Source organism: Pseudoxanthomonas sp. LARHCG66, from assembly GCF_052871755.1.
In genome coordinates this window covers 827,372-851,789 of record NZ_JBIXJW010000001.1, presented here as the reverse complement: position 1 = coordinate 851,789, position 24,418 = coordinate 827,372, and the positions used below count along the sequence as shown (strand labels likewise).

Annotated in this window: 26 protein-coding genes; 13 read left to right on the top strand and 13 right to left on the bottom strand. The window is 66.9% G+C overall.

From position 1 onward, the window contains the following. Window position 1: 1 nt before the first annotated feature. The 9 genes from ACIPRS_RS04085 to ACIPRS_RS04045 form a co-directional block, all read right to left on the bottom strand. On the bottom strand, window positions 2-2,089 hold the full coding sequence (locus tag ACIPRS_RS04085) for a carbon starvation CstA family protein (protein ID WP_446537592.1): 2,088 nt from the start codon (window positions 2,087-2,089) through the stop codon (window positions 2-4). 112 nt (window positions 2,090-2,201) lie between these two features. After that, window positions 2,202-3,215 (bottom strand): magnesium and cobalt transport protein CorA, encoded by a 1,014-nt coding sequence (locus tag ACIPRS_RS04080; protein ID WP_337730391.1) that lies wholly within the window; start codon window positions 3,213-3,215, stop codon window positions 2,202-2,204. Between the two features lie 220 nt (window positions 3,216-3,435). After that, window positions 3,436-5,463, bottom strand: a complete 2,028-nt coding sequence (locus tag ACIPRS_RS04075) for a glycoside hydrolase family 97 protein (protein WP_446537591.1) — start codon at window positions 5,461-5,463, stop codon at window positions 3,436-3,438. Window positions 5,464-5,508: 45 nt separating this feature from the next. After that, window positions 5,509-6,687 (bottom strand): lipoprotein N-acyltransferase Lnb domain-containing protein, encoded by a 1,179-nt coding sequence (locus ACIPRS_RS04070; RefSeq protein ID WP_446537590.1) that lies wholly within the window; start codon window positions 6,685-6,687, stop codon window positions 5,509-5,511. Further along, on the bottom strand, window positions 6,680-7,555 hold the full coding sequence (locus ACIPRS_RS04065; protein ID WP_337730388.1) for an HlyC/CorC family transporter: 876 nt from the start codon (window positions 7,553-7,555) through the stop codon (window positions 6,680-6,682). The genes ACIPRS_RS04070 and ACIPRS_RS04065 overlap by 8 nt, the downstream gene beginning before the upstream one ends. 38 nt (window positions 7,556-7,593) lie before the next feature. Continuing rightward, on the bottom strand, window positions 7,594-8,184 hold the full coding sequence (locus ACIPRS_RS04060; protein ID WP_446537589.1) for a hypothetical protein: 591 nt from the start codon (window positions 8,182-8,184) through the stop codon (window positions 7,594-7,596). A 4-nt stretch (window positions 8,185-8,188) separates the two neighbouring features. Continuing rightward, a complete protein-coding gene (gene ybeY, locus ACIPRS_RS04055) occupies window positions 8,189-8,677 on the bottom strand; it encodes an rRNA maturation RNase YbeY (RefSeq protein WP_192200446.1) in 489 nt (162 codons plus the stop codon). A 24-nt stretch (window positions 8,678-8,701) separates the two neighbouring features. Continuing rightward, a complete protein-coding gene (locus ACIPRS_RS04050) occupies window positions 8,702-9,685 on the bottom strand; it encodes a PhoH family protein (RefSeq protein WP_337730386.1) in 984 nt (327 codons plus the stop codon). 30 nt (window positions 9,686-9,715) lie between these two features. Continuing rightward, window positions 9,716-10,060 (bottom strand): hypothetical protein, encoded by a 345-nt coding sequence (locus ACIPRS_RS04045; RefSeq protein ID WP_446537588.1) that lies wholly within the window; start codon window positions 10,058-10,060, stop codon window positions 9,716-9,718. A gap of 100 nt (window positions 10,061-10,160) precedes the next feature. On the opposite strand from ACIPRS_RS04045, the gene ACIPRS_RS04040 reads away from it, so the two are divergent. From ACIPRS_RS04040 to ACIPRS_RS04020, 5 genes are all read left to right on the top strand, one after another. Continuing rightward, entirely contained in the window at window positions 10,161-10,880 is a 720-nt protein-coding gene (locus ACIPRS_RS04040) for a TetR/AcrR family transcriptional regulator (protein ID WP_446537587.1), read from the top strand. After that, window positions 10,870-11,829, top strand: a complete 960-nt coding sequence (locus tag ACIPRS_RS04035) for an HlyD family secretion protein (RefSeq protein WP_446537586.1) — start codon at window positions 10,870-10,872, stop codon at window positions 11,827-11,829. The genes ACIPRS_RS04040 and ACIPRS_RS04035 overlap by 11 nt, the downstream gene beginning before the upstream one ends. 106 nt (window positions 11,830-11,935) lie before the next feature. Then, complete coding sequence (locus ACIPRS_RS04030; protein ID WP_337730880.1) at window positions 11,936-12,862, top strand: ABC transporter ATP-binding protein; 927 nt, start codon at window positions 11,936-11,938, stop codon at window positions 12,860-12,862. Next, window positions 12,859-13,947, top strand: coding sequence for an ABC transporter permease (locus ACIPRS_RS04025; protein ID WP_446537585.1), 1,089 nt, complete (start codon window positions 12,859-12,861; stop codon window positions 13,945-13,947). The genes ACIPRS_RS04030 and ACIPRS_RS04025 overlap by 4 nt, the downstream gene beginning before the upstream one ends. Window positions 13,948-13,983: 36 nt before the next feature. After that, window positions 13,984-14,415, top strand: a complete 432-nt coding sequence (locus tag ACIPRS_RS04020) for a nuclear transport factor 2 family protein (protein WP_337730381.1) — start codon at window positions 13,984-13,986, stop codon at window positions 14,413-14,415. 9 nt (window positions 14,416-14,424) lie between these two features. Here ACIPRS_RS04020 and miaB read toward each other — a convergent pair whose 3' ends face one another. Beyond that, on the bottom strand, window positions 14,425-15,861 hold the full coding sequence (gene miaB, locus ACIPRS_RS04015; protein WP_446537584.1) for a tRNA (N6-isopentenyl adenosine(37)-C2)-methylthiotransferase MiaB: 1,437 nt from the start codon (window positions 15,859-15,861) through the stop codon (window positions 14,425-14,427). Between the two features lie 208 nt (window positions 15,862-16,069). On the opposite strand from miaB, the gene ACIPRS_RS04010 reads away from it, so the two are divergent. The 6 genes from ACIPRS_RS04010 to ACIPRS_RS03985 all read left to right on the top strand — a co-directional run bounded on the left by ACIPRS_RS04010 (window position 16,070) and on the right by ACIPRS_RS03985 (window position 21,109). Beyond that, entirely contained in the window at window positions 16,070-16,981 is a 912-nt protein-coding gene (locus ACIPRS_RS04010) for a lytic transglycosylase domain-containing protein (protein ID WP_446538002.1), read from the top strand. A 170-nt stretch (window positions 16,982-17,151) separates the two neighbouring features. Further along, the gene (gene petA, locus ACIPRS_RS04005) at window positions 17,152-17,763 is read left to right on the top strand and encodes a ubiquinol-cytochrome c reductase iron-sulfur subunit (RefSeq protein WP_142123691.1); all 612 of its coding nucleotides are present in this window, start codon (window positions 17,152-17,154) and stop codon (window positions 17,761-17,763) included. A gap of 3 nt (window positions 17,764-17,766) precedes the next feature. Continuing rightward, complete coding sequence (locus ACIPRS_RS04000) at window positions 17,767-19,026, top strand: cytochrome b (RefSeq protein WP_192200459.1); 1,260 nt, start codon at window positions 17,767-17,769, stop codon at window positions 19,024-19,026. Next, window positions 19,019-19,765, top strand: coding sequence for a cytochrome c1 (locus ACIPRS_RS03995; RefSeq protein ID WP_192200461.1), 747 nt, complete (start codon window positions 19,019-19,021; stop codon window positions 19,763-19,765). The genes ACIPRS_RS04000 and ACIPRS_RS03995 overlap by 8 nt, the downstream gene beginning before the upstream one ends. Window positions 19,766-19,950: 185 nt before the next feature. After that, window positions 19,951-20,586 (top strand): glutathione S-transferase N-terminal domain-containing protein, encoded by a 636-nt coding sequence (locus ACIPRS_RS03990; protein ID WP_142123694.1) that lies wholly within the window; start codon window positions 19,951-19,953, stop codon window positions 20,584-20,586. A gap of 70 nt (window positions 20,587-20,656) precedes the next feature. Beyond that, window positions 20,657-21,109: a ClpXP protease specificity-enhancing factor gene (locus tag ACIPRS_RS03985; protein ID WP_446537583.1), complete on the top strand. Its 453-nt coding sequence runs from the start codon at window positions 20,657-20,659 to the stop codon at window positions 21,107-21,109. A gap of 50 nt (window positions 21,110-21,159) precedes the next feature. On the opposite strand, the gene ACIPRS_RS03980 is transcribed toward ACIPRS_RS03985, so the two are convergent. From ACIPRS_RS03980 to ACIPRS_RS03970, 3 genes are read right to left on the bottom strand one after another with little or no spacing between them, the layout of a single operon-like run. Further along, window positions 21,160-21,495 (bottom strand): DUF3301 domain-containing protein, encoded by a 336-nt coding sequence (locus ACIPRS_RS03980; RefSeq protein ID WP_446537582.1) that lies wholly within the window; start codon window positions 21,493-21,495, stop codon window positions 21,160-21,162. Between the two features lie 7 nt (window positions 21,496-21,502). After that, window positions 21,503-22,369, bottom strand: coding sequence for a carboxylating nicotinate-nucleotide diphosphorylase (gene nadC, locus ACIPRS_RS03975; protein WP_446537581.1), 867 nt, complete (start codon window positions 22,367-22,369; stop codon window positions 21,503-21,505). Beyond that, window positions 22,366-22,635 carry a Trm112 family protein gene (locus ACIPRS_RS03970; protein WP_446537580.1) on the bottom strand — a complete coding sequence of 90 codons (270 nt, stop codon included), beginning with the start codon at window positions 22,633-22,635 and terminating at the stop codon, window positions 22,366-22,368. Before ACIPRS_RS03970 ends, nadC begins: the two co-directional genes overlap by 4 nt. Before the next feature lie 67 nt (window positions 22,636-22,702). Here ACIPRS_RS03970 and purE point away from each other — a divergent pair, with 67 nt between their 5' ends. After that, window positions 22,703-23,212, top strand: coding sequence for a 5-(carboxyamino)imidazole ribonucleotide mutase (gene purE, locus ACIPRS_RS03965; protein WP_337730375.1), 510 nt, complete (start codon window positions 22,703-22,705; stop codon window positions 23,210-23,212). After that, window positions 23,209-24,351 carry a 5-(carboxyamino)imidazole ribonucleotide synthase gene (locus tag ACIPRS_RS03960; RefSeq protein ID WP_446537579.1) on the top strand — a complete coding sequence of 381 codons (1,143 nt, stop codon included), beginning with the start codon at window positions 23,209-23,211 and terminating at the stop codon, window positions 24,349-24,351. The genes purE and ACIPRS_RS03960 overlap by 4 nt, the downstream gene beginning before the upstream one ends. Window positions 24,352-24,418: the final 67 nt, after the last annotated feature.

Genomic DNA, 24,418 nt, shown 5'->3' with positions numbered 1-24,418 from the left:
CCTACAGCCAGGCCTTCTGCTGCTCTTCGCTCAGCGCGACGAACGGCGTCTCGCGATCGCTTCGCTCGCTGCTGGCGCGCGCCTTCAGGATGCCCTTGATCGCATAGACCAGCACGCTGAACACCACGAACAGGAACAGGATGGTCAGGCCGGTGTTGACGTAGCTGTTCACCACTACCTGGTGCATCTGGCTCATGCTCTTCGCCGCGCCGAGCAACTGGCCGTCGGCGATGGCGGCCTGGTACTTCTTCGCCTGCGCCACGAAGCCGACCGCGGGATTGCTGTCGAAGATCTTGATCAGGCCGGCATAGGTCGTGCAGATCAGCAGCCAGATCGCCGGAACGACGGTGACCCAGGCGTACCGGTCGCGCTTCATCTTGAACAGCACCACCGTGCACAGCATCAGCGCGATGCCGGCGAGCATCTGGTTGGCGATGCCGAACAGCGGCCACAGCGTGTTGATGCCGCCCAGCGGATCGACCACGCCCTGGTACAGGAAGTAGCCCCACAGTGCGACGCAGCCTGCCGTGCCGATGACGTTCGCCCCCCAGGAATCCGTCCTGCGCAGCGGCGGGATGAAGTTGCCCAGCAGGTCCTGCAGCATGAAGCGGCCCGCGCGGGTGCCGGCATCCACCGCCGTCAGGATGAACAAGGCTTCGAACAGGATGGCGAAGTGGTACCAGAACGCCATCATCGCGTCGCCGCCGGGCAGCGCGTCGTGCAGGATCACCGCGATGCCGACCGCCAGCGTCGGTGCGCCGCCGGCACGCGAAATGATGGTGCCTTCGCCGATGTTGTGTGCCGTCTGTTCCAGCATCTCGGGCGTCACCAGGAAGCCCCAGCTGCTGACCTTCGCGGCCACGTCCACCGCCGTGGTGCCGATGGCGGCGGCCGGGCTGTTCATGGCGAAGTACACGCCGGGCTCGATGATGGAGGCCGCGACCAGCGCCATGATGGCGACGAACGATTCCATCAGCATGCCGCCGTAGCCGATGTAGCGCGCGTGGGTTTCATTGGCGAGCAGCTTGGGCGTGGTGCCCGAAGCGATCAGCGCGTGGAAGCCCGACACTGCGCCGCAGGCGATGGTGATGAACAGGAACGGGAACAGGCCGCCCTTCCACACCGGGCCGTCGCCGGTGCTGGCGAACTGCGTCAGCGCCGGCATCTTCAGCGAGGTCACTTCCGGGCTGGCGATGACGATGCCGATCGCCAGCGCCACGATCACGCCGATCTTGAGGAAGGTCGACAGGTAATCGCGCGGTGCCAGCAGCAGCCACACGGGCAGCACGGCGGCGACGAAGCCATAACCGATCAACATCCAGGTGATCTGGGTGCCGGTGAAGGTGAAGGCGGGACCCCAGGTGGGATGCGCGCCGACCTTGCCGCCGAACCAGATGGCCAGCAGCAGCAGGATGATGCCCACCACCGAGATCTCGCCGATCTTGCCGGGACGGATGTAGCGCATGTAGATGCCCATGAGGATCGCGATGGGCATCGTCGCGATCACCGTGAACATGCCCCACGGGCTTTCGGCCAGCGCCTTCACCACGATCATCGCCAGCACCGCGAGGATGATGATCATGATCAGGAACGCGCCGAACAGCGCGATCGTGCCGGCCACCTGGCCCATTTCCTCACGGACCAGATCACCGAGCGAACGGCCGTTGCGGCGGCTGGAGATGAACAGGACCATGAAGTCCTGTACCGCGCCCGCCAGTACCACACCGGCGATCAGCCAGAGCATGCCGGGCAGGTAGCCCATCTGCGCGGCGAGTACCGGGCCCACCAGCGGGCCAGCGCCCGCGATGGCGGCGAAGTGGTGGCCGAACAACACGTGCTTGTTGGTGGGCACGTAGTCCAGGCCGTCATTGTTCAAGTGCGCGGGGGTTGCCCGGCGCGGATCCAGCCCCATCACGTTCTTGGCGATGTACAGGCTGTAGTAGCGATAGGCGACCAGGTAGATGGACACCGCCGCCACGACAATCCACAGCGCGCTTATCTGCTCGCCCTGGCGCAACGCCACCACACCCAGACATCCCGCGCCAAGCAGCGCGAGCGCCGCCCAGCCGATCTTGGAAAAACCGTTCATTCGGCAACCCTCCGACAAGTCCCGCCAAGGGTCCCCCCATGCGGGAAGCCGGTCAATCCGTAATCCCGGATTCAGACTTCGACTTTGGTCGCAGTGCGACGGCGTACTGCGGTCAGAGCCAGCGCGAGCGTTTGAACAGGCGGTACAGGCCGAAGCAGGCCAGCGCGACTCCCGCGATCAGGATCGGATAGGCGAAGCGTCCGCCCAGTTCGGGCATGTGCTCGAAGTTCATGCCGTACCAGCTGGTGATCAGCGTAGGGGCCGCGAGCAGGGCCGCCCACGCACCGAGGCGCTTGACCGTCTCGCCCTGCGCCAGCGTCACCAGCGACAGGTTGACGCTCAGCGCGGTGGTCAGCATCTCGCGCAGCGTGTCGGTGTACTCGTTCACGCGCAGCACGTGGTCCTGCACGTCGCGGAAGTAGAGACGCACTTCTTCAGGGATCAGCGGACTCTGCGAGCGGGTCAGCTGCGCCAGTACATCCTGCAGCGGTGCCACCGCCAGCCGCATCTGGGTCAGTTCGCGCTTCAGGTCGTACAGCTTCACCACCGTGCCGCGCCGGTAGGTGTCGGCGAAGATATCCTTCTCCAGCGTGTCCAGGGTCTGCTTGAACTGATCGATGATGGGGCGATAGTTGTCGACGATGTAGTCCAGCACCGCATACAGGCCATACGACGGACCCAGCGCCAGCAGGTCGGCTTCGCGCTGCACGCGCTCGCGCACCGGTGCGTACGACAGCGAGGCGCCATGGCGCACGGTCACCAGGTAGCGGGGGCCGAGGAAGGCATGCGTCTCGCCGAAGCGGATGCGGTCGTCGACGACCTGCGCGGTGTGCACGGCCACGAACAGCGAGTTCCCATAGGCTTCCAGCTTGGGGCGCTGGTGCGCGTTCTGCGCATCCTCGACGGCCAGGTCGTGCAGGCAGAATTCCTCCTGGAGTTTCTCCAGGATCGTATCGGCTGGCTCGTACAGGCCCACCCAGATGAAGCTGCCATCATCGACCGCGAGTACATCGCTGATCTCGTCCAGGCCGATGTCGCGCCGCTTGCCGCCCTGGTCGTAGACCACGCAGTTGATGACGCACTGGGGCAGGGCGGGTTTCGTATCGATGGCGGCGAGATCGTTCATGGCGTGGATCGTGCGCCACGCACGCCGTTGCGGCAAGCCCGGCTTCCTGTAGGAGCGACGTGAGTCGCGACCCTCGCAACGACGCTCCATGGACGGGGGCGGACACGGATCCTGCGGCTGTGAGTTGGAGCCTCGTCCGCAGGATCCGTTCTTCGTGAGGAGCTTGGCGGCTTTGTTCTCGCGGTCGCGACTCGCGTCGCCCCTACAGAAGCGTCAGGGGTCAGCGCGCCACGAACCGGATCGCCTGCCCGCCGCCCGGCGCCAGCTTGAGCGTCAGCGTGTCGCCACGCGTCACGCTGCGCTCCTCGATCACGATGTCCTGGGGGGCGGTCTTCCAGTTCGCCTTGTCGCCATCGCGGTAGATCTGCGCCGTGTAGCGGCGGCCTTCGTCGAGGAACGACAGGGGCACGTCCAGCGTGCGGCCGTCTTCGTCAGTGAGCGCACCCAGGTACCAGTTGTCGCCGCCGCGTTCCTTGCGCGCGATGGTCACGTAGTCGCCGACTTCACCGTTCAGCACACGTGTGTCCTCCCAGTCCACCGGCACGTCCTTGATGAACTGGAACGGCGCCGGGTTCTTCTCGTAGTTCTCCAGCAGGTCGGCCGCCATCTGCAACGGGCTGTAGATCACCACGTACAGCGACAGCTGCTTGGCCCAGGTGGTGGCGATGCCGTCGGTGGAGCGCGTCTTCATGCCGAAGATGCCCGGGGTGTAGTCCATCGGGCCGGCCAGCAGGCGGGTGAACACCAGGTTGGCCTCGTGCTCCGGCGGATTGCCGGGCTGGCCCCACGCGCTGAACTCCATGCCGCGCGCGCCCTCGCGGGTGATCCAGTTGGGATAGGTGCGACGCAGGCCGCTGTCCTTGATCGGCTCGTGCGGGTTGACCGCGATGTGGTGCTTCGCCGCTTCGGTCACCACCTTCAAATGGTGGCGCGCCATGTCCTGGCCCTCGTGCCACGCGTAGTGACGCTTGCCATCGGCGCCGGTGACCTTGGCCTGGCTGGCATCGGCCACGTAGCCGGTCTTCACCGCCGGCACGCCGACGCGCTCGTACAGATCGAACGCATCAGTCAGCTGCGTTTCGTAGTGCGCGGCGTTGCCCGACGTCTCATGGTGGCCGATCAGCACCACGCCCTTCGATTTCGCGTACGCCGACAGCGCGGGCAGATCGAAATCCGGATACGACCTGGTGAAGCTGAAGTCCTCGCCGTTGCCGAACCAGTCCCCGTCCCAGCCCACGTTCCAGCCTTCCACCAGCACGCCGCCGAAGCCGTGCTTCGCGGCGAAGTCGATGTGCTTGCGGACGTTCTCGTTGGTGGCACCGTGCTTCGGCCCGGAAGCCCAGCTCTTCAGCTCCAGGTGCATCTCCCACCACACGCCGACGTACTTCATCGGTTTGACCCACGACACGTCGCCCAGCGTGTTCGGCTCGTTGAGGTTGAGGGTGAGGCTGGACATGGCCAGGCCGGCGGCATCATCGCTCAGCAGCAGGGTGCGCCATGGGGTATCGAACGGTGCGGCGCGCACCACCTTGCCTTCGCCGATGCCGGGCGTGAGGTCGGCCTTCAGCTTGCGGTCCTCGACGCGGGTCAGGTTCATGCCGCTGTAGTCGACAAGCGCGGCTTCGTGGATCGACAGATGGGTGCCGTCCTCGAACTTGAAGGTGATCGGTGTCTGCGCATCGCCGACCTGCTGCAGGGGCGTGCGGTGATACAGATACTCTTCGCGGTTCCATTCGCCGGCGGGAATCCACCATGCCGTGGCATCGCGTGCGAGGGCGAACTCGGTCAGCTCCTCGCTGATCTTCACCTGCTCAAGCCCCGCCTGCTTCGGGAAGCGGTAGCGGAAGCCCACGCCATCGTCGAATACGCGGAATACCACGTCGAAGCTGCGGAAGGGCTTGGCTTTCTCCTTCAGCGTGACGGTCAGCTCGTTGTAGTGGTTGCGGATGAAGCGGCGTTCGCCCCACGGCTGCTCCCAGGTCTCGTCGAACGTGCGCGTGCGCGGCCGCACGATCTCGATGTTGCGCTCGAACTTCGGCGCATCCAGCAGCAGGAAGCCGAGCCGCGACGACGAAATGACCGGCTGTCCCTTGCGCGACACGGCGTAGGCGGGGCGGCCGTCGTTGTCGGTGGACAGTTCCACCACGATGGAGCCGTCAGGCGATGCGACGCGAGGTCCCGGGGCTGCGTGCGCGACGTCCGCGCCGACGGTGAGCAGGACGACGAGCGGAAAGAGATAACGGAGCATGCGACCCTCGCGATGTGCAGAGGGCCGCATCGTGCGTGGCGGGGCTCAGCGCGACAAGCGTCGCGGCATGAATACGTATGCAAGCGCGAGATGCACCGGCAGCAGCAGCGCGATCCATGGCTGGTTGTACTGCAGGCGCAACGGCAGCCAGTGCAGGAACCAGGCGACCAGCGCACCGCCCGCGATGGCACAGATCAGCCAGCCGAACCAGGCAGGTGGCGTGCGGCGGCGCAGCACGGAAACTGCGCCGGAAATCAGCAGCACGCAGAGGGGGTTCAGCAGCAACAGGTTGCGGTTCGCCCATGCGGCCCAGTGGTCGGTGAAGCCCCACAGGTAGACCAGAACACCGCCGGCCATGAAACACAGCAGCCAGAACGGCAACGCGGCGGCGGCGATGGCACGCGGCCAGCGGCGGCCGGCGAAGCCGATCAGCAACGCCGCCACGACACCCGCGCCGAGCCAGGGCAGCCATCGACGTGGCGTTTCCGCCGGCTCCGGGGCGATACGGTGCGGCAGCAACTGCATTTCCGACTGCACCAGGGGTCGGCCTGCACTGTTCTTCGCTTCGCGCAGGCTGTCGGCCAGCCGCATGGGGACATAGGCCTCTTCCCAGCGCGACATCGGTTTGTCGGCCGAGGGGCCCAGGCCCACGTCGAAGCCCAGCCACATCCATGTTGCCGGCGACGCCAGCCGCACCGCTTCACTGCGAAGCGTATTGCCGCGCGAACGGCCGGCGAGCTGCGACTTCAGCGTGCCGCCGAGCGCAGCATCGAGGGCGTCCCGCACCTGCGTGGAGCAGTTGGAGGTGAAGTAGTCGTAGCGGTAGCGCGCATTCTCCGGCCTGGCCCGTTCGACCAGCGCGTCGGCCAGTGCCTGCGCCTGCGCCGGCGCCAGGTCCAGCCATTGCAGCGAGACGCCGCGGCCGCTGTCGCGGTACTGCAGGAGATCCTGCTCGAACGGCAGCGCCATGAGGTAGTACATCATGTGGCCGCGGGCGAAATTGCCGACGAAGTCTGACTCGCCCGGATCGAAGAAGCCGAAGTTGTACGAGATCGCGTCGCCGCTGGCCGGATCGACCACCACGATGGCGTTGTGACCGAAGCGCTCGAAGAACACCTCGCCCGGCTGCATCGTCGCCACGCCGATCCGCGGGGCGGCCCACGCCGTCACGGCCAGCAGCCACAGCACGCCCAGCAGCGCCAGGCGTGCAGCCACGCTACGCATCGGCGAGCACCCCGACATGGAAAGCATGTACGCGGCGCGCATCGGCCCGGGCGACCCGGAACATGAAGCGCCCGAGCGTGAGCTCCTCGCCGGTCTCCGGCAGGTGGCCTATCGCGGCGGTGATGAGGCCGCCGACGGTGTCGTATTCGTCGTCGGGGAAATCCGCGCCGAAACGCTCGTTGAAGTCGGCGATGGGCGTGAGCGCATCCACCACGAACTGACCATCGGCCTGCGCGGCGATCAGCGCGGCGCCATCCTCGGCTTCATCGTGTTCGTCGTCGATCTCGCCGACGATCTGTTCCAGCACGTCCTCGATGGTCACCAGGCCGGCCACGCCGCCGTACTCGTCGACGACGATCGCCATGTGGTTGCGCGATAGGCGGAACTCCTTCAGCAGCAGGTTGAGCTTCTTCGACTCGGGGATCAGCACGGCGGGGCGCAGCAGTTCGCGCACGCTGCCGGGCCCGTTGTCGGCCACCACGCCGCGCAGCAGGTCCTTGGCCAGCAGGATGCCGAGGATCTCGTCCTTGTCGTCGCCGTGCACCGGGAAGCGCGAGTGGCCGGATTCGACCACTTCTTTCATCAGGTCGAGGAAGCGCGCCTCCACGGGCAACGAAACCATCTGCGCGCGCGGCACCATGACATCGCCCACAGTGAGGTCGGCGACGGCGATGGCGCCTTCCATCATCTTCAGGGTATCGCCGCCGATCAGGCCGTCGGACTGCGCATCGCGCAGGATGGCCACCAGGTCGTCGCGTGTGCTGGGTTCGCCGGAGAACGCCGAACTGAGGCGGTCCAGCCAGGAGCGCCGTTTCTCCGACGGTTTGTCGGAGCCGTCCGGCGCGAAGGTACTGTCGTCTTCTGACATCTCGGGGGAGTGGTCGCCCACGGGGCGTTGAGGCCAGTCTAACCCGGTTGGGCGCCGGACGCAGGCGGCGCGGCCCCGGCGGGCGGTGCTGCTTCGTCCGCGGGCGCTTCCTCCGGAAGGTCCAGGCTGTAACTGCAGCCCACCAGTGTCTTGCCGGGGTGCGAGGCGACGTTGCTGACGTTCAATACGGCCGATTCGATCAGCAGCTCGCCGGTCGCGGCGTCGCGGGTTTCCTCGCTGCGCAGCTCCTTGCCGAACATCGCCTTGGCCGGCGTGTCGATGGCGGTTTCGAGCGCCAGTTGCTTCGCCAGCGGCCGGGGATCGGGCAGGTCGAGCAGCGCGATCACGCCGCCGCCGGAGAACGCGATGTGGTCTGTGTCGTGCCCGAAGACGCGGATCGGCCTGGCCAGCCGGTATTCGGTCATGAACATGTTCGCCTGCGGCAGCGGCTGCCACCCCAGCGCGACCGCCTTCAGCGGGTCCTCCAGCGCGGGTGCAAGCGCGGTCAACCGGGTGATGTCGCTCCGGCACTCGATCAGTGCGGGCAGGTCTGGCGGGGCGTCCTGCGCGGCGGCAGGCGAGGAGAGGACCAGTGCCAGCGTCGGCACGAACAGCAGGGTGCGCAGCATGCGGTCAGTCTTCCGCGTAAGGATCGGCGATGCCGAGTTCGGCGAGGATCTCGCGTTCCAGCTGTTCCATGCACTCGGCTTCCTTGTCGTCCTCGTGGTCCCAGCCCAGCAGATGCAATGCGCCGTGCACGGTCATGTGCGCGTAATGCGCTGCCAGCGGCTTCTTCTGCTCCTTCGCTTCGCGCGCCACGACCGGTGCGCAGATCACCAGGTCGCCCAGCAAGGGCATCTTGACGCCCTTGGGCAACTTGACGCCTTCGGCCATCTCGGCCGGGAAGCTCAGCACGTTGGTCGCGTAGTCGCGACCGCGGTAGTGCCGGTTCAGCGCGCGGCCTTCCTTGCTGTCGACGATGCGGATGGCCAGATCCGCTTCGCGGATGCGGCCTTTCAACGCCGCTGCCACCCACTTGCGGAAACTGACCGCCGAAGGGATGCCGGTGCGCGGCAGGGCGTAGTTCACGGAGACTTCGAGGCGGACAGGGCCTTGGGTCATGGCGATCGCGGTCGACGGAGGGGATCAGGCAGGGCCGGTCTCGGCATCCTTGCCATCGCGTGCATCGTAAGCCCGCACGATCTTCGCCACCAGCGGATGACGCACCACGTCGCGGCTGGTGAAGAAGTTGAACGAGATGCCGTCCACGCCACGCAGGACGTCCAGCGCATCCTTCAGGCCGGACTTCTGGTGCTTGGGCAGGTCGATCTGGGTCAGGTCACCGGTGACGACGGCGGTGCTGCCGTACCCGATGCGGGTCAGGAACATCTTCATCTGTTCGATGGTGGTGTTCTGCGCTTCGTCGAGGATGACGAAGGCATCGTTGAGCGTGCGGCCACGCATGTAGGCCAGCGGTGCTATCTCGATGACGTTCTTCTCCAGCAGCTTGACCACCTTCTCCACGCCCAGCATCTCGTACAGCGCGTCGTACAGCGGGCGCAGGTAGGGGTCGACCTTCTGGGTCAGGTCGCCAGGCAGGAAGCCGAGCTTCTCGCCGGCCTCCACCGCCGGGCGCACCAGGATCAGGCGTTGCACGCGCGATTCGTTGAGCGCTTCCACCGCGCTGGCGACGGCCAGGAACGTCTTGCCGGTACCGGCCGGGCCGATGCCGAAATTGATGTCGTGGGTGGCGATGGCGTGCAGGTATTTCGCCTGGTTGGCGCCACGGCCACGCACGGTGCCGCGCTTGACCTTGATGGCCACGTCCTGGGGCAGGTAGTCCTCTTCCGCCACGCGATCCACGTTGGCGGCGTTGAGCCGCAGGTGGATGGCCTCGCTGTCGAACGTCTCGCTGGCCGCTTCCTCATACAGCGCATGCAGCAGCTTCTCCGTGGCGGCGACGGACTTCTCCGGCCCGGTGACACGGAAGATGGCGCCGCGGTTGGCGATCTCCACGCCCAGGCGCAGTTCGATCTGGCGCAGGTGCGCGTCGAACGGGCCGGCCAGGTTTGCGAGGCGTTCGACGTTCTCGGGTTGCAGGGTGAATTCGTGCTTGCTGGGGGCAGTCATGGGGCGGGGGAATACTCGTGGCAATAACGGTTAGTGGCGCGTCTGGTCGCCCGCGTCGTCCACCGGCCATTGGTGGAAGACGTAGACCTCGTCATCGACGAGTGCCTGGTCGAAGTGTTCGGCTTCCGGAGCGTCGTGGCGTTCGATCTGCAGGGGCTCGTCTTCCACCGCGATGACCTCCCAGCCCTGCTCGCGGACGAACTCGACGGCGCGGCGCATGGGGTCTGGCGTAAAGGCCGGGCGCAGGTAGCAGGTCACGAACGCCCCGCCGGCCTCGACGAAATCAGGGCTGTCGGGCAGGGGACGGGCTTCCAGGGTGAACACCCACAGGCGCGGGCTGTCAGGGGAAATGGCGGCGATTCCTGGCGGACTCAAGGCGGGCAGGCAGGGTAACCCGGCGTCAGGGCAGCGGCCACCGCATGCCGCTCGTCGGAGGGGGCTTGAAATTTAATTAATTCGAAAATTAAATAAGCACATGACATCTCTCAAGCATCCCGAACAGAATGCCGACGGCACGGCGAAGGCGCCGTCGAAGAAGGCCGCGTCGCCCCGCAAGCGCAGCCCTGGCCGCCGTCCCACGGCCGAGGTGGCCGATCTGCGCGCCACGCTGCTCGACGCCGCGTTGACGTGCTTCGTCAGGAAGGGCATCGCCGCGAGTTCGCTGCGTGACATTGCGACGGAAGCCAGCGTCACCCCCGCGCTGGTGCACTACTACTTCGGCGACAAGGCGCAGCTGCAGCAGGCCGTGGTGGCCGAACGTCTGTTGCCGGTCGTGGCGCAGATGCGCGCGCCCGTAGTGGACGCGGGCGAGGGGGACGTGGCCGGACTGGTCGCCGGCTTCGTGCGCGGCATCGGCGGCGTGGTTGCGCAGCACCCTTGGCTGCCGACGTTGTGGGTGCGCGAGATCCTCTGCGAGGGCGGCGCGCTGCGCGACATGATGATCAGCCAGGTCGGTCCGATGCTGCCGAAGATGATGGCCGGCCGCTTCGCCGCCGCGCAGCAGGCCGGACAGCTCAACCCTGACCTGGATCCTCGCCTGCTGATGGTGTCGCTGATCGGGTTGACCATGTTTCCGATGGCCAGCGCACCGATCTGGCGCCAGTTGTTCGGCGCCGACGACATCGATTTCAACGACCTGCGCCGGCACACGCTGGTGCTGCTGGACCGTGGACTGGAGCTGGACCATGCGAAATGACCTGCAACGCGCCGCACTGGCGGCCGCGATCCTGATGCTGGCGGGGTGCGCCGCCGACACGCCCGAGGCCCTGGGCACGCTGGAATGGGACCGGGTGACGCTGCCGTCGCCGGTGGCGGAAAAGATCGTGCGCGTCGACGTGCGCGAAGGACAGCAGGTGGCCGCCGGTGCGCCCCTGCTGCAACTGGAATTGACCCGCACCCAGTCGCAACTGGCGGCCGCGCAGGCGCAGGCCGCGCAGAGCCGCGGGGCGCTGGCGGAACTGCGCGCCGGTCCGCGCAGCGAAGCCATTGCACAGGCGCGCGCCAGCCTGGCCGCTGCGCAGGCGCAGGCCCGCGATGCGGATGCCTATTACGCGCGCTTGCAGCCGCTGGGCCGCCAGCGTCTGGTCGCCGCCTCCGAGGTGGACCGTGCACGCGCCGCGTCGCAGAGCGCGCAGGCCCAGGTCCGGCTGGCACAGGCCGCGTTGCTGGAGCTGGAGCGCGGCACGCGCACCGAGCAGGTGGCGCAGGGCGAGGCCGCCGTCGCGTCGGCCGAAGCGCAGGCCAGTGTGCAGGCGGTGACGCTGGAGAAGCTCAACATCGTGGCGCCGCGCGCGGGCCGCATCGACAGCCTGCCGTACAAGCTCGGCGACCAGGCGCCGGTCGGCGCACCGCTGGCGGTGATGCTGGTGGGCGAGGCGCCCTATGCGCGCGTCTACCTGCCGCAGGCCCTGCGCAACCGGTTGAAGGTTGGCGACACCGTGCAGGTGCGGCTGGACGGACAGGAGAAGACGTATGCCGGCCGCATGCGCATGATCCGCAGCGAACCCAGCTTCACCCCGTACTTTGCGCTGACCGGTCAGGATGCGGAGCGGCTGAGCTACCTGGCCGAAATCAGCCTGGGCAAGGATGCCGCCGATCTGCCAGTGGGTGCGCCGCTGCAGGTGGTGTCCGATGAAGCGAACTGACCCGGCACCCGCAATCGCCGCAGGAGGGGCTTCCGCCCCGACGCTCGATGCTGACGGCGTGCGGTCGGGGCTGGAGCCGCTGCCACGGGAGCGGGACGACCTCGCGATCCGCGTCCGCGGGCTGACCAAACGCTTCGGCGCCCTGGTCGCGGTGAACGATGTCGATCTCGATGTGCCGCGACGCAACGTCTACGGGTTTCTTGGCCCGAACGGTTCCGGCAAGTCCACCACCATCCGCATGTTGTGCGGCCTGCTGACGCCCAGTGCAGGCGAGATCGACGTGCTGGGCCTGCGCATCCCGGAACAGGCCGAGCAACTGCGCACGCGCATCGGCTACATGACCCAGAAGTTCTCGCTGTTCGAGGACCTGACGGTGCGCGAGAACCTGGAATTCCTGGCTGCCGTGCAGGACATCCCGCGAGCACGGGCGCGGAAGCGGATCGACGACCTGGTCGAGCAGTACCACTTCCATGACCGGCAGAAACAACTTGCGGGCACGATGAGCGGGGGACAGAAGCAGCGTCTTGCATTGGCGGGAGCGGTGATCCACGAGCCGGAGCTGCTGTTCCTCGACGAGCCGACCAGCGCGGTGGACCCGGAATCGCGCCGCGATTTCTGGGAGAAGCTGTTCGAGCTCGCCGATGCAGGCACCACGCTGCTGGTGTCCACGCACTACATGGACGAAGCCGAACGCTGCCATCGAATCGCCATCCTCGACCGGGGCGTGCTGGTCGCCGATGGCACGCCCGATACGCTGACGGGCGAACTCGCGGGCCGTACCCTGGTGGTGGATGCTGCGCAGCCGCGGAAGGCGAAGGCGGTGCTGCTGGGGATTGCGGGCGTGGTCAGCGTGGCGCAGATCGGCAACGTGCTGCGTGTGTTGCTGGCGGACAACGGCGACGCTGCGGCGCGCGTCGATGCCGCATTGCGTGCGGCGGGCATCGAAGCGGGCGTGTCGGCATCGCAGGCCAACCTGGAGGACGTCTTCGTGTCCGCCACGCGCGCGCAGCCGGCTCGCGAGGAGGCCGCATGAAACTCCGTCGCCTGATGGCGGTGATGGTCAAGGAACTGCGACAGATGCGCCGCGACCGCATCACGCTGGCGATGATCGTCGGTATCCCGGTCATGCAGTTGCTGCTGTTCGGCTACGCCATCAATACCAACCTGCGCGACCTGTCCGCCGGCTTCGCCGACCAGGCGCGGACGTCCGCCTCGCGTGCGCTGGTGATGGACATCGTCGCCACCGGCGTGGTCAGCCCGGCCCTGGAAGTCGCCACGCCGCAGGAACTGGTCGATGCCATGCGCCGGGGCGAGATCAGCATCGGCGTGGTCATCCCGCCCGACTACGAGCGCCGCCGCGCCGAGGGGCGCGAGGCGGTCCAGATCCTCGTCGATGGCAGCGACAACGCAGTGCAGAGCGCGGCCGCGCAGCTGGCGCAGATGCCTCTCGATGGCGTCAGCAGCGGGCCGCTCGCGACGCGGGCAATCAGCGTGACGGGCTTCTACAACCCGCAGCGTCGATCGGCGGTCAACATCGTGCCCGGCCTGATCGGGGTGATCCTGACCATGACCATGGTGCTGTTCACGGCCGTGGCCATCGTGCGCGAACGCGAGCGCGGCAACATGGAGCTGCTGATCGCCACGCCGGTCAGCAGTGCCGAGCTGATGATCGGCAAGGTGCTGCCGTATGTGGCCATCGGCCTGGTGCAGACCACGGTGGTGCTGGCGCTCGGCATGTGGCTGTTCGACGTGCCGTTGGGTGGAAGCCTGCTGCATGCGTACCTTGCGGCGTGCCTGTTGATCGTGGCGAACCTGGCGCTGGGCCTGCTGATCTCCACGGGCGCGCAGTCGCAGTTCCAGGCCATGCAGATGACGTTCTTCATCTTCCTGCCGTCGATCCTGCTGTCCGGCTTCATGTTCCCCTTTGCCGGGATGCCGAAGGTGGTGCAGTGGATCGCCGAAGCCTTGCCGCTGACGCACTTCCTGCGCCTGATCCGCGGCGTGATGTTGCGCGGCGCGGGGCTGTCCGAACTGTGGCCCGACGTGCTGGCGCTGCTGGGGTTCACCTCGGTGATGATGACGGCGGCGATCCTGCGGTTCCGCAAGCGGCTGGACTGATAGGCTGGCGCTTCTTCCGGGACGGCGGGGCAGACGATGGACGAAGCAGCGATCGGCGCGGCGGTGGACGCCATGTACGCGATGATCTCGGGCCCGGCGGGTCCGCGCGACTGGTCGACACAGGATGCGGTCTTCCATCCCGACTGCCGGCAGATCCGTACCGGCGTGGATGCGCAGGGAAAGCCCTGGCGCCTGTCGTTCTCGCTGGCGGAGTACCGGACCAACGCCGATGCGCTGCTGGCGAAGGTGGATTTCTTCGAGGTCGAGACCGCGCGGGAAATCCGCGTGTTCGGCAACATCGCCCATGTCTGGAGCGCCTACGAGGCACGCCACGCCCCGGGCGACGCCGTGCCCGAGCGGCGCGGGATCAACAGCATCCAGCTTTACAAGGGCGAACAGGGCTGGAAGATCATCCACATGATCTGGGACAACGAGCGCGAAGGCATGCCGTTGCCCGCTGTCGGCTGATCAGGCGCCTCAGTCGGTGCCCGCGACGCGTCCGCGCAGCGAGTTGGCCAGCGCCTCGGTGATCGTCACGTCCACGAACTGCCCGATCAGGCGCGGATGGCCGGGGAAGTTCACCGAGCGCATGTTCTCGGTCTTGCCGGTCAGCTCGTTCGGATTCTTCTTCGACGGGCCTTCCACCAGTACCGGTTGCACCGTGCCCACCATGCGCTGCGAGATCCCCGCGGCGTAGGCGTTGATCTGCTGCTGCAGGCGGTCCAGGCGCGCGTGCTTCACGGCATCCGGCGTGTCGTCTTCCAGGTCCGCGGCCGGCGTGCCCGGGCGGCGCGAGTAGATGAAGGAGAAGCTCTGGTCGAAGCCCACGTCCTCGATCAGCTTCATCGTCTTCTCGAAATCCGCATCGGTCTCGCCGGGGAAGCCGACGATGAAGTCCGAGCTGATCGAGATGTCTGGCCGCACCGCGCGCAGCTTGCGGATCTTCTGCTTGAACTCGAGCGCGGTGTAGCCGCGCTTCATCGCGGAGAGGATGCGGTCGCTGCCGGCCTGCACCGGCAGGTGCAGGAAGTTGGCCAGCTGCGGCACGTCGCGATACGCATCCACCAGCGAGTCGCTGAATTCCAGCGGGTGCGAGGTGGTGAAGCGGATGCGGCCGATGCCGTCGATCTCGGCGATCGTGCGGATCAACAGGCCGAGGTCGGCGACCTCGCCATCACCATAGGGACCGCGATACGCGTTGACGTTCTGGCCGAGCAGATTGATCTCCCGCACACCCTGCGCGGCCAGCTGCGCCACTTCCACCAGCACGTCCTCGAACGGCCGGCTGACCTCGGTACCGCGGGTGTAGGGCACCACGCAGAACGAGCAGTACTTCGAGCAGCCTTCCATGATCGACACGAACGCCGAGGGACCCTCGGCGCGCGGCTCGGGCAGGCGGTCGAACTTCTCGATCTCGGGGAAGCTGATGTCGACCTGCGGCCTGTTCTGCTCGCGACGGGCGCGGATCAGCTCCGGCAGGCGGTGCAGGGTCTGCGGGCCGAACACCAGGTCCACGTAGGGCGCGCGCTTGACGATGGCTTCGCCTTCCTGCGAAGCCACGCAGCCGCCCACGCCGATGATGACGTCGCGGCCACCGGCCTTCAGTGCCTTCCACCGGCCGAGCTGGCTGAAGACCTTCTCCTGCGCTTTCTCGCGGATGGAGCAGGTGTTGACCAGCACCACGTCGGCTTCTTCGGGGTTGTCGGTCAGCTCCAGGCCGTCGGACGCGGCGAGCACGTCGGCCATCTTGGCCGAGTCGTACTCGTTCATCTGGCACCCGTGGGTCTTGATGTAGAGCTTGCCCTTGACCTGCTCGGGCGCACGGGGGCGGCCGGTGGGCAAGGGAACGAGGGCGGGGTCGGTCACGGCAGGGGCGGCCGTGGTCGGCAGTGCGGGGGCTTGCGTCCCGGTCATGGCGCTTAATCCAGTCGGGTGGGCGGGCAGGAGGCACGTAGTTTACGCGCTGCGCGACGGCCGGTCCCCGTCCCCGCTGGCGTTGATAGCGGGTAACAGCCCGGCATGAAGGGGCCGGCATCCGCCAGTCCGAACTCCGACCGGCCGCACAGATTGGAGGAAACCTTTGTTGGACAAGGACTTGGCAATCACCCGGGAATTCGGGACACTGCGCGGCATGAGGGGGACTCTGACGCTTCTGGCCGCACTGGCCGCGGTGACCGCACTGCCGGCCAGCGCGGGCACGCTGTACAAGTGCACCGGCAATGACGGTGTGCCGAACTACGTCAGCAAGCGTGTCAGTGGCGCAAGCTGCGAAGTGGTCAGCCGCTACACGCCCGACCGCAACCGGCCGACGCAGGTCTCCGCCGTGTCACGGCCTGCAGCCGCCACATCGGCGGTGGGAGCGGCCAGCTCGCCCGCCCTGTCCGATTCGGCCAGCGCCATCGTCCCGGCAGCGGTGCCAGCCTCGTCCGTCCCCGCGCCGGCCACCGGTCCACGCCGCGTGGTCAGCGGGCAGGTCTACTCCTACATCAAGGACGGCGTGCGTCACTACACCAGTGCGCGCCCGCGCGGCGGCACCCAGGTCGCCAGCCTGCGCACCATCAAGTACAGCTACATCGAGACCTGCTTCGCCTGCGGGAATCCGAGCGTCGACTTCGGACGGCTGCGACTGAACACATCCGCCTACCAGGCCGAGATCGCCGCCGCGTCGCGCGAATTCGGCGTGGAGGAATCCATCCTGCGCGCGATCATGCACGCGGAATCGTCCTATAACCCGATGGCGCTGTCGCATGCCGGCGCGCAGGGCCTGATGCAGCTGATGCCGGCCACGGCGCGCCGGTTCGGCGTCACCGATTCCTACAACGCCGCGCAGAACATCCGCGGCGGCGCGCAGTACCTGTCCTGGTTGCTGAAGCGCTTCAACGGCAACCTGACCCTGGCCGCCGCCGGCTACAACGCCGGCGAAGGTGCGGTGGACCGCCACGGGGGCGTTCCGCCGTACAAGGAAACCCAGCGCTACGTGCAGCGCGTGGCCGTCCTGGCCGACCGCTACCGGCAGGCGGTTGCCGCGCGCTGAAACAGCTCGCGGCGACGCCGGACGCGCCGCAAGGCCTTGATTTCACGGCGCCCGTTGTCGGCCCATTAAGCCATCCGTTACACTTCGCCGTCTTTATGCGGCCCGCACCGGCGTTTCGGGTGCGGCCTTGGCAGCCTTTTTAGCTACCTGATTGTTTTGCGGAGTGCCGGATGGCCATCGATGGGGTCAATGGGCCTGTGAATACGGGCCGACGCCGGTTCCTGACTGCGACCACCGCTGTGGTGGGTGCAGTGGGTGCCGGTATTGCAGCTGTACCTTTTATCAAGTCGTGGAATCCGAGCGCCCGGGCCAAGCTGGCCGGTGCCCCGGTGACCGCCGACCTGACCGGTCTGCAGGAAGGCCAGCGCCTGATCCTGGAATGGCGTGGTCAGCCGATCTGGATCGTCAAGCGCTCGAAGGCGATCCTGGATGCGCTGCCGACCCTGGACGCGAACCTGCGCGACCCGCAGTCGCAGAACCTCGATCAGCAACCGTCGTACATCAAGGGCGAGACGCGTTCGCTGAAGCCGGAGATCTCCGTGCTGGTCGGCCTGTGCACGCACCTGGGCTGCTCGCCGGAAATGGCGGCCGAGATCAAGCCCGAGCCTTACGATCCGGACTGGAAGGGCGGCTACTTCTGCCCTTGCCACAAGTCGCGCTTCGACATGGCCGGCCGGGTGTTCCAGGGCGTGCCGGCCCCCACCAACCTGGTGGTGCCGCCGCATTACTACGAGAACGACACGACCATCGTCGTCGGCCTCGACCCGCAGGGGGGCGCATAAGCCATGGCGAACATCATTACCCGTACCGCTGATGGCGTGATGGACTGGTTCAACGCGCGCGCCCCGGGCTTCATGCCCGTGTACCGCAAGCACATGAGCGAGTACTACGCGCCCAAGAACTTCAACATCTGGTACATCTTCGGCGTGCTGTCGATCGTGGTGCTGGTCAACCAGATCCTGACCGGCATCTTCCTGACGATGCACTTCAAGCCGAGCGCGGCGGAAGCCTTCGCCTCGGTCGAATACATCATGCGCGACGTGGAGTGGGGCTGGCTGATCCGCTACATGCACAGCACCGGCGCCTCGCTGTTCTTCATCGTCGTCTACATCCACATGTTCCGCGGCCTGATGTACGGCTCGTACCAGAAGCCGCGCGAGCTGGTGTGGATCCTCGGCATGCTGATCTACCTGGTGCTGATGGCCGAAGCCTTCCTCGGCTACGTGCTGCCGTGGGGCCAGATGTCGTTCTGGGGCGCGAAGGTCATCATCTCGCTGTTCGGCGCCATCCCGGTGATCGGCAACGGCCTGACCGAGTGGATCATGGGCGACTACCTGCCCAGCGACGCCACGCTGAACCGCTTCTTCGCGCTGCACGTCATCGCGCTGCCGCTGGTGCTGCTGCTGCTGGTGGTGCTGCACATCTTCGCGCTGCATGAAGTCGGCTCGAACAACCCCGATGGCGTGGAGATCAAGAAGGGCCCGAAGGGCAACCGCTGGTCGCCGACCGCCCCGGCCGATGGCGTGCCGTTCCACCCGTACTACACGGTGAAGGACGGTTTCTATGTCGGTGGCTTCCTGATCCTTGCGGCGTTCATCGTGTTCTTCGCCCCCGCCATGGGCGGCTGGTTCCTCGAGCACGACAACTTCTCCGAAGCCAACAGGCTGGTGACGCCGGAGCACATCAAGCCGGTGTGGTACTACACGCCGTACTACGCCATGTTGCGCGTGGTGCCGCACAAGCTCAGCGGCGTGCTGGTGATGTTCGGCGCCATCGCGATCCTGTTCCTGGTGCCGTGGCTGGACCGCGCCAAGGTCAAGTCCTACCGCTACCGCGGCCTGCTGTCCAAGGTGCTGCTGGGCGTGTTCGCCATCTGCTTCGTCTGGCTGGGCAAGATCGGCGCCGGCCCGGGTACGGATCCGGTGGAAACCATCATCGGCCGTTTCCTGACCGCCTTCTACTTCCTGTTCTTCCTGACCATGCCGATCTGGACCAAGATCGACAAGACCAAGCCAGTGCCCGAGCGGGTGACGACGCATGACTAAGACTTTCGCCTCTCGCCTAGCTGTCTTCGCCAGCGGGTTGCTGATCTCGTTCTCCGTGTTCGCCGCAGGCGGCGGCGACAAGCTGCAGGCCGGCAACGACCTGAGCGATCGCGCCTCCCTGCAGCGCGGTGCGCAGCTGTACATGAACTACTGCGCGGGCTGCCACTCGCTGAAGTACATGCGCTATTCGCGCATGGCCGAGGATCTCGGGCTGACCGAAGACGAGGTGATGAAGAACCTCAACTTCACCGGCGCGAAGTTCGGCGAGCAGATCCAGGTGTCGATGCCGCATGACCCGGCCACGAAATGGTTCGGCAAGATGCCGCCGGACCTGAGCGTGATCTCGCGCGTGCGTGGCAGCGACTGGATCTACACGTACCTCAAGTCGTTCTACCTCGACGAGTCGCGTCCGCTGGGCTGGAACAACAAGCTGTTCCCGAACGCATCCATGCCCAATCCGTTGTGGGAGCTGCAGGGCCTGCAGCATGCGGAGTTCGGCCAGCCCGACGCGGCCACCGGCGAACGCCATGTGGAAAGCCTCAAGGTGACGCAGGCCGGTCGCCAGAACGCGCAGCAGTTCGACCAGACCGCGCGCGACATCACCAACTTCCTGGAGTATGTCGGCGAGCCGGCAGCCCTCAAGCGCCAGAGCATCGGCGTGTGGGTGATCCTGTTCCTGGCGGCGCTGACGTTCCTGGCCTACCTGCTGAAGCAGGAGTACTGGAAGGACGTCCACTAAGGACCGTCGCGCATCCACTGCAGCGGTGCAGGGCTTCCGTGCCCGCACCGCAGGCGAAATCGGCCGGGCTGGGGTTGCTTGGCTTTTTTCGGCAGGGATTGCACACTCAGGGACCGTGGCGACCGTCAGCAAGGGGCTGGCGGCGTCGGTGCGATCGGCGGATTCCGATCGTCGGAGAGCCGTGAATGGCTGCGAGTCCACGTATGCGCAATACACTGACGCTGTTTTCTTCCACCGATGACGTGCTCTGCCACCGCGTGCGGCTGGTGCTCGCCGCCAAGGGCGTCAGTTACGACCTCGTGCCGGTGGATCCGCAGAATCCGCCCGAAGACCTCATCGACCTGAATCCCTACCATTCCGTGCCCACCCTGGTGGAGCGCGACCTGGTGCTGTACGCCGCGTCCGTGGTCAGTGAGTACCTCGACGAACGTTATCCCCATCCGCCGCTGATGCCGGTGGATCCGCTGTCGCGCGCTCGCCTGCGGCTGGCCATGCTGCGCATCGAGCACGACTGGGTGCCCCAGGTCCAGGCCATCCAGCTGGGCAACAAGCAGCAGGTCGAAGCGGGCCGCAAGCGCCTGAAGGAATTGCTGACCGCCTCGGTGCCGCTGTTCAAGGCGAGCAAGTTCTTCCTCAACCCCGAAATGAGCCTGGCCGACTGTGCGATGGCCCCGATCATCTGGCGCCTGCCTTCGCTCGATGTGCCGCTGCCGAAGGACGGCAAGGCGATCGAGGACTATGGCAACCGCATCTTCCGCCACCCCGGTTTCCTGCGCAGCCTGACGGATGCGGAGAGGAAGCTGCGCGAGATCCCGGCTTAGCCGGCATCCGAGCAAGGCTTGGTTTGCAGGCATTGCAGGACAGCCCAGCGACCGGCAGCCGAGACGCGAAATGACTGACGCCACGCCCCGCATGACCAGCCATCGCTCGTACCTGTTGCGGGCGCTGAACGAATGGATCGCCGACAACGGCATGACGCCGCATCTGCTGGTGGACGCCACGCAGGCGGGCGTCCAGGTGCCCGTCAGCGCGGTGAAGGAAGGCAAGGTGGTGTTGAACATCGCCGAACGTGCGGTGGTGCGGCTGTTGATCGACAACGAGGCGGTCAGCTTCACTGCGCGGTTCGGCGGAGTCAGCCAGGCCGTGTACGTGCCGGTCAGTGCCGTGCTGGCGATCTACTCGCGCGAAACCGGGCAGGGCATGGCGTTGCCAGACGACGTGGCACACGATCCCGATGCCGGTGGTGGTGACGATGACCAGCCGCCCTCTCCGGACACGCCACCCGATGACGATGCACCGCCGCCAGCGGGCAAGCGCCCGCCGTTCCTGCGCGTGGTGAAATAGGTCTGCATCGCGCTCCCGCGCGGATAGGTCGACAGACCCCGGTAGCGGACTCAGTGCAGATCGAGCGGCGTGACGGCGCGTGCGACCGGCCCGACGAACGAGACCAGTTGGCCCTTGCGCAGCACCAGCCGCCCCACATGGCGATCGATGCCGTCGTGGGAATACTCGAAGCGGAAGCTGCGCTCGAAGCCCAGCCAGCCATCTTCGCCGCGCCGCAGACGTAGTCCGCTCGCATGCACGCTCTGGTCAAGCCAGATGACCCCGGCTGCCTGGCAGGCATTCCGGCCAAGCGCGCCTGCACGCTCCGCCGCCGCGCGCGCCGCATTCCAGTAGGCGAACGCAGCCGCCGCGGCGATCAGCCATAACAGGGCGCTCAGTGGCGACATGCGTTGCTCATGGCGCCGGGCCGAGTTTCATCGACAGGTCGATGGCGCGGACATGCTTGGTCAGTCCGCCGATGGAAACGAAATCCACGCCGTCTTCCGCAATGGCGCGCAGCGTGCCCAGATCGACCCCGCCGGAGACCTCGAGAGGGATGCGGCCGGAATACGGTGCGGACTTCGCGCGACGGACCGCGTCGCGTCGCGTCTCCGCATCGAAGTCATCGACGAGGATGCGCTCGCAGCCTTCAGTCAGTGCTTCATCGAGCTGGGCCAATGTCTCCACCTCGACGATGAGCGGCAGCGACGGTTGCAGATGGCGCGCTGCGCGGATCGCCGCAGTGAGCGATCCCGCCGCGCGGACATGGTTCTCCTTCAGCATCACGGCGTCGTACAGGCCCATGCGATGGTTCTGGCCGCCACCGCAGCGGACCGCATATTTCTGCGCCAGCCGCAGGCCGGGCAAGGTCTTGCGCGTATCCAGGATCGTGCAGCCGGTGCCGCGCACGATGTCGACGTACGCGGCCGTCACCGTGGCCGTCCCCGTCAGCGTCTGCAGGAAATTGAGCGCGGAACGCTCCGCCGTCACGAGCGCGCGCGCGCGTCCCTCCAGCGTGGCCAACACGGTGCCGGCCGGGACCCGGTCACCGTCCTGGAAACGCCAGTCGATCCGTACGTCCGGATCGAGCGCACGGTGGCAGGCATCGAACCACGGCTGTCCGGCGATGACGGCCTCCTCCTTGCAGAGCAGGTAGGCGATGTCCGCCACGTCCGGCAGCAATGACGCCGTGGCGTCGCCGCTGCCCACGTCTTCGGCCAGCGCGCGCGCCACGTCGTCGGCGATCGCGTCAGTGGAGGGGGGCACAGGGCGCATGCTCATCTGCCGGCGAATTCGCCCACCTGCGCCGTGGCGATCGCTTCTTCTGCGAGCAGCACGGGTATGCCGTCCTCCACGCGGTAGACGGTCTTGCGGTCATGCGTGACCAGCGCCTCGCGCAGGGGTTCGGCCTGCACGGTATCGTCGGCGCGCTTGACCTGGCCCGCACTGATCGCGCGGTTGAGTGCCTCCAGGCCGCGGGCATCAAGCACGGCCAGTGGCTGGCGGGTGGCGGGGCAACAAAGGAGGTCGAGCAGTTTGCGATCCATCGGGATGGGGACTCGATCAGCGGTTCGGTCAGAAGGGTAGAATACGTCTTTGCGACCGAGGACGGCCATGACCGCCAGCGTTTCCAGCCCCGTGGTGGGCATCGTGATGGGTTCCCGCTCGGACTGGGACACCATGCAGCATGCCGCGCAGAAACTGGATGCGTTGGGCGTTCCCTACGAGGTGAAAGTGGTGTCGGCGCACCGCACGCCGGACGTGCTCTTCTCGTACGCGGACGCCGCCGGGTCACGCGGGCTGCGCGCGATCATCGCGGGCGCGGGGGGGGCCGCGCACCTGCCAGGCATGCTGGCGGCGAAGACGGCGGTGCCGGTGCTCGGCGTGCCGGTGCAGTCGAAGGCGCTCAACGGCATGGACTCGCTGCTGTCCATCGTGCAGATGCCGGCAGGTATTCCGGTGGCGACGTTCGCGATCGGCAATGCAGGTGCCGCCAATGCAGGCCTCTTCGCTGCCGCCCTGCTGGCTTCCGACTATCCGGCCATCGGTGCCGCGCTCGCCGCCTTCCGTGCACGCCAGACCGAGGATGTGATGGCGCACGACGATCCCCGCCAGCCGCTATGACCACGGTCGGCATCCTGGGCGGCGGGCAACTCGCGCGCATGCTCGCATTGTCTGGCGCGCCGCTGGGCCTGCGCTTCCTGGTGATGGATACGGCGGCCGATGCGTGCGCCGGCCAGTTCGCTCCGCTGCTCGTCGGCGACTACCGCGACGAAGCCGCGCTGGCCGAGTTCGCGTCGAAAGTCGACGTGGCCACCTTCGATTTCGAGAACGTGCCGGCGGAAAGCGCCGAGTGGCTCGCGCATCGCGTCCCGGTGTTCCCGAATCCGCGCGCGCTCGCCGTCGCGCAGGATCGCCTGGTCGAGAAGACGCTGTTCCGCGAACTCGGCATTCCGGTCGGTGCCTTCGCGAATATCGAAACGCGCGCGCAGTTGCAGGCCGGGGTCGAGCAACTGGGCGGTGCCTGCATCCTCAAGACGCGTCGCCTGGGCTACGACGGCAAGGGCCAGTTCCGCATCAGGTCGGTGGCGGACGTCGACGCGGCCTGGCAGGCGCTTGGTGCGCAGGCTGCGACCGTCGGCCTGATCGTGGAGGCGTTCATCCCGTTCGAGAGGGAACTGTCGGTGATCGCCGTACGCAGCCGTGACGGCGAGTTCCGTACATGGCCGATGACCGAGAACTGGCATGTCGATGGCGTGCTGTCGGCCAGCCTGGCGCCTGCGAGTGTCGACGCAGCGCTGGCAGGCGCCGCGTGCGCCCATGCGCGGCACCTGGCCGACTCGCTCGACTACGTCGGCGTGTTCGCGCTCGAACTGTTCTATCGCGACGGCGAGCTGTTGGCCAACGAGATGGCGCCGCGCGTACACAACTCGGGCCACTGGACGATCGAAGGCGCCGAAACCTCGCAGTTCCAGAACCACCTGCGTGCGGTACTCGGCTTGCCGCTGGGCGACACGCGGGTGCTCGGCCATGCCTGCATGCTCAACTGGATCGGTGAAATGCCGGCGTCCGGCGCGGTCCTGCAAGAGGCGGGCGGGCATTGGCACGATTACGGCAAGGAACCGCGGGCCGGGCGCAAGGTTGGCCATGCCACGTTGCGTGCCGACGATGCCGCCCTCCTGGCCGAAGCGTTGCGCCGCGTGGGATCGGCGCTGGGGCGTGAAGCGCAGGTGGCTCCTGTTGTGGGGCGCCTGTCCGCCTGACTTTGCGGTTCCTGCAGGAAGGAAACGAAAACGGCCGGGTCTCCCCGGCCGTTTCTGCTTTGAAGCG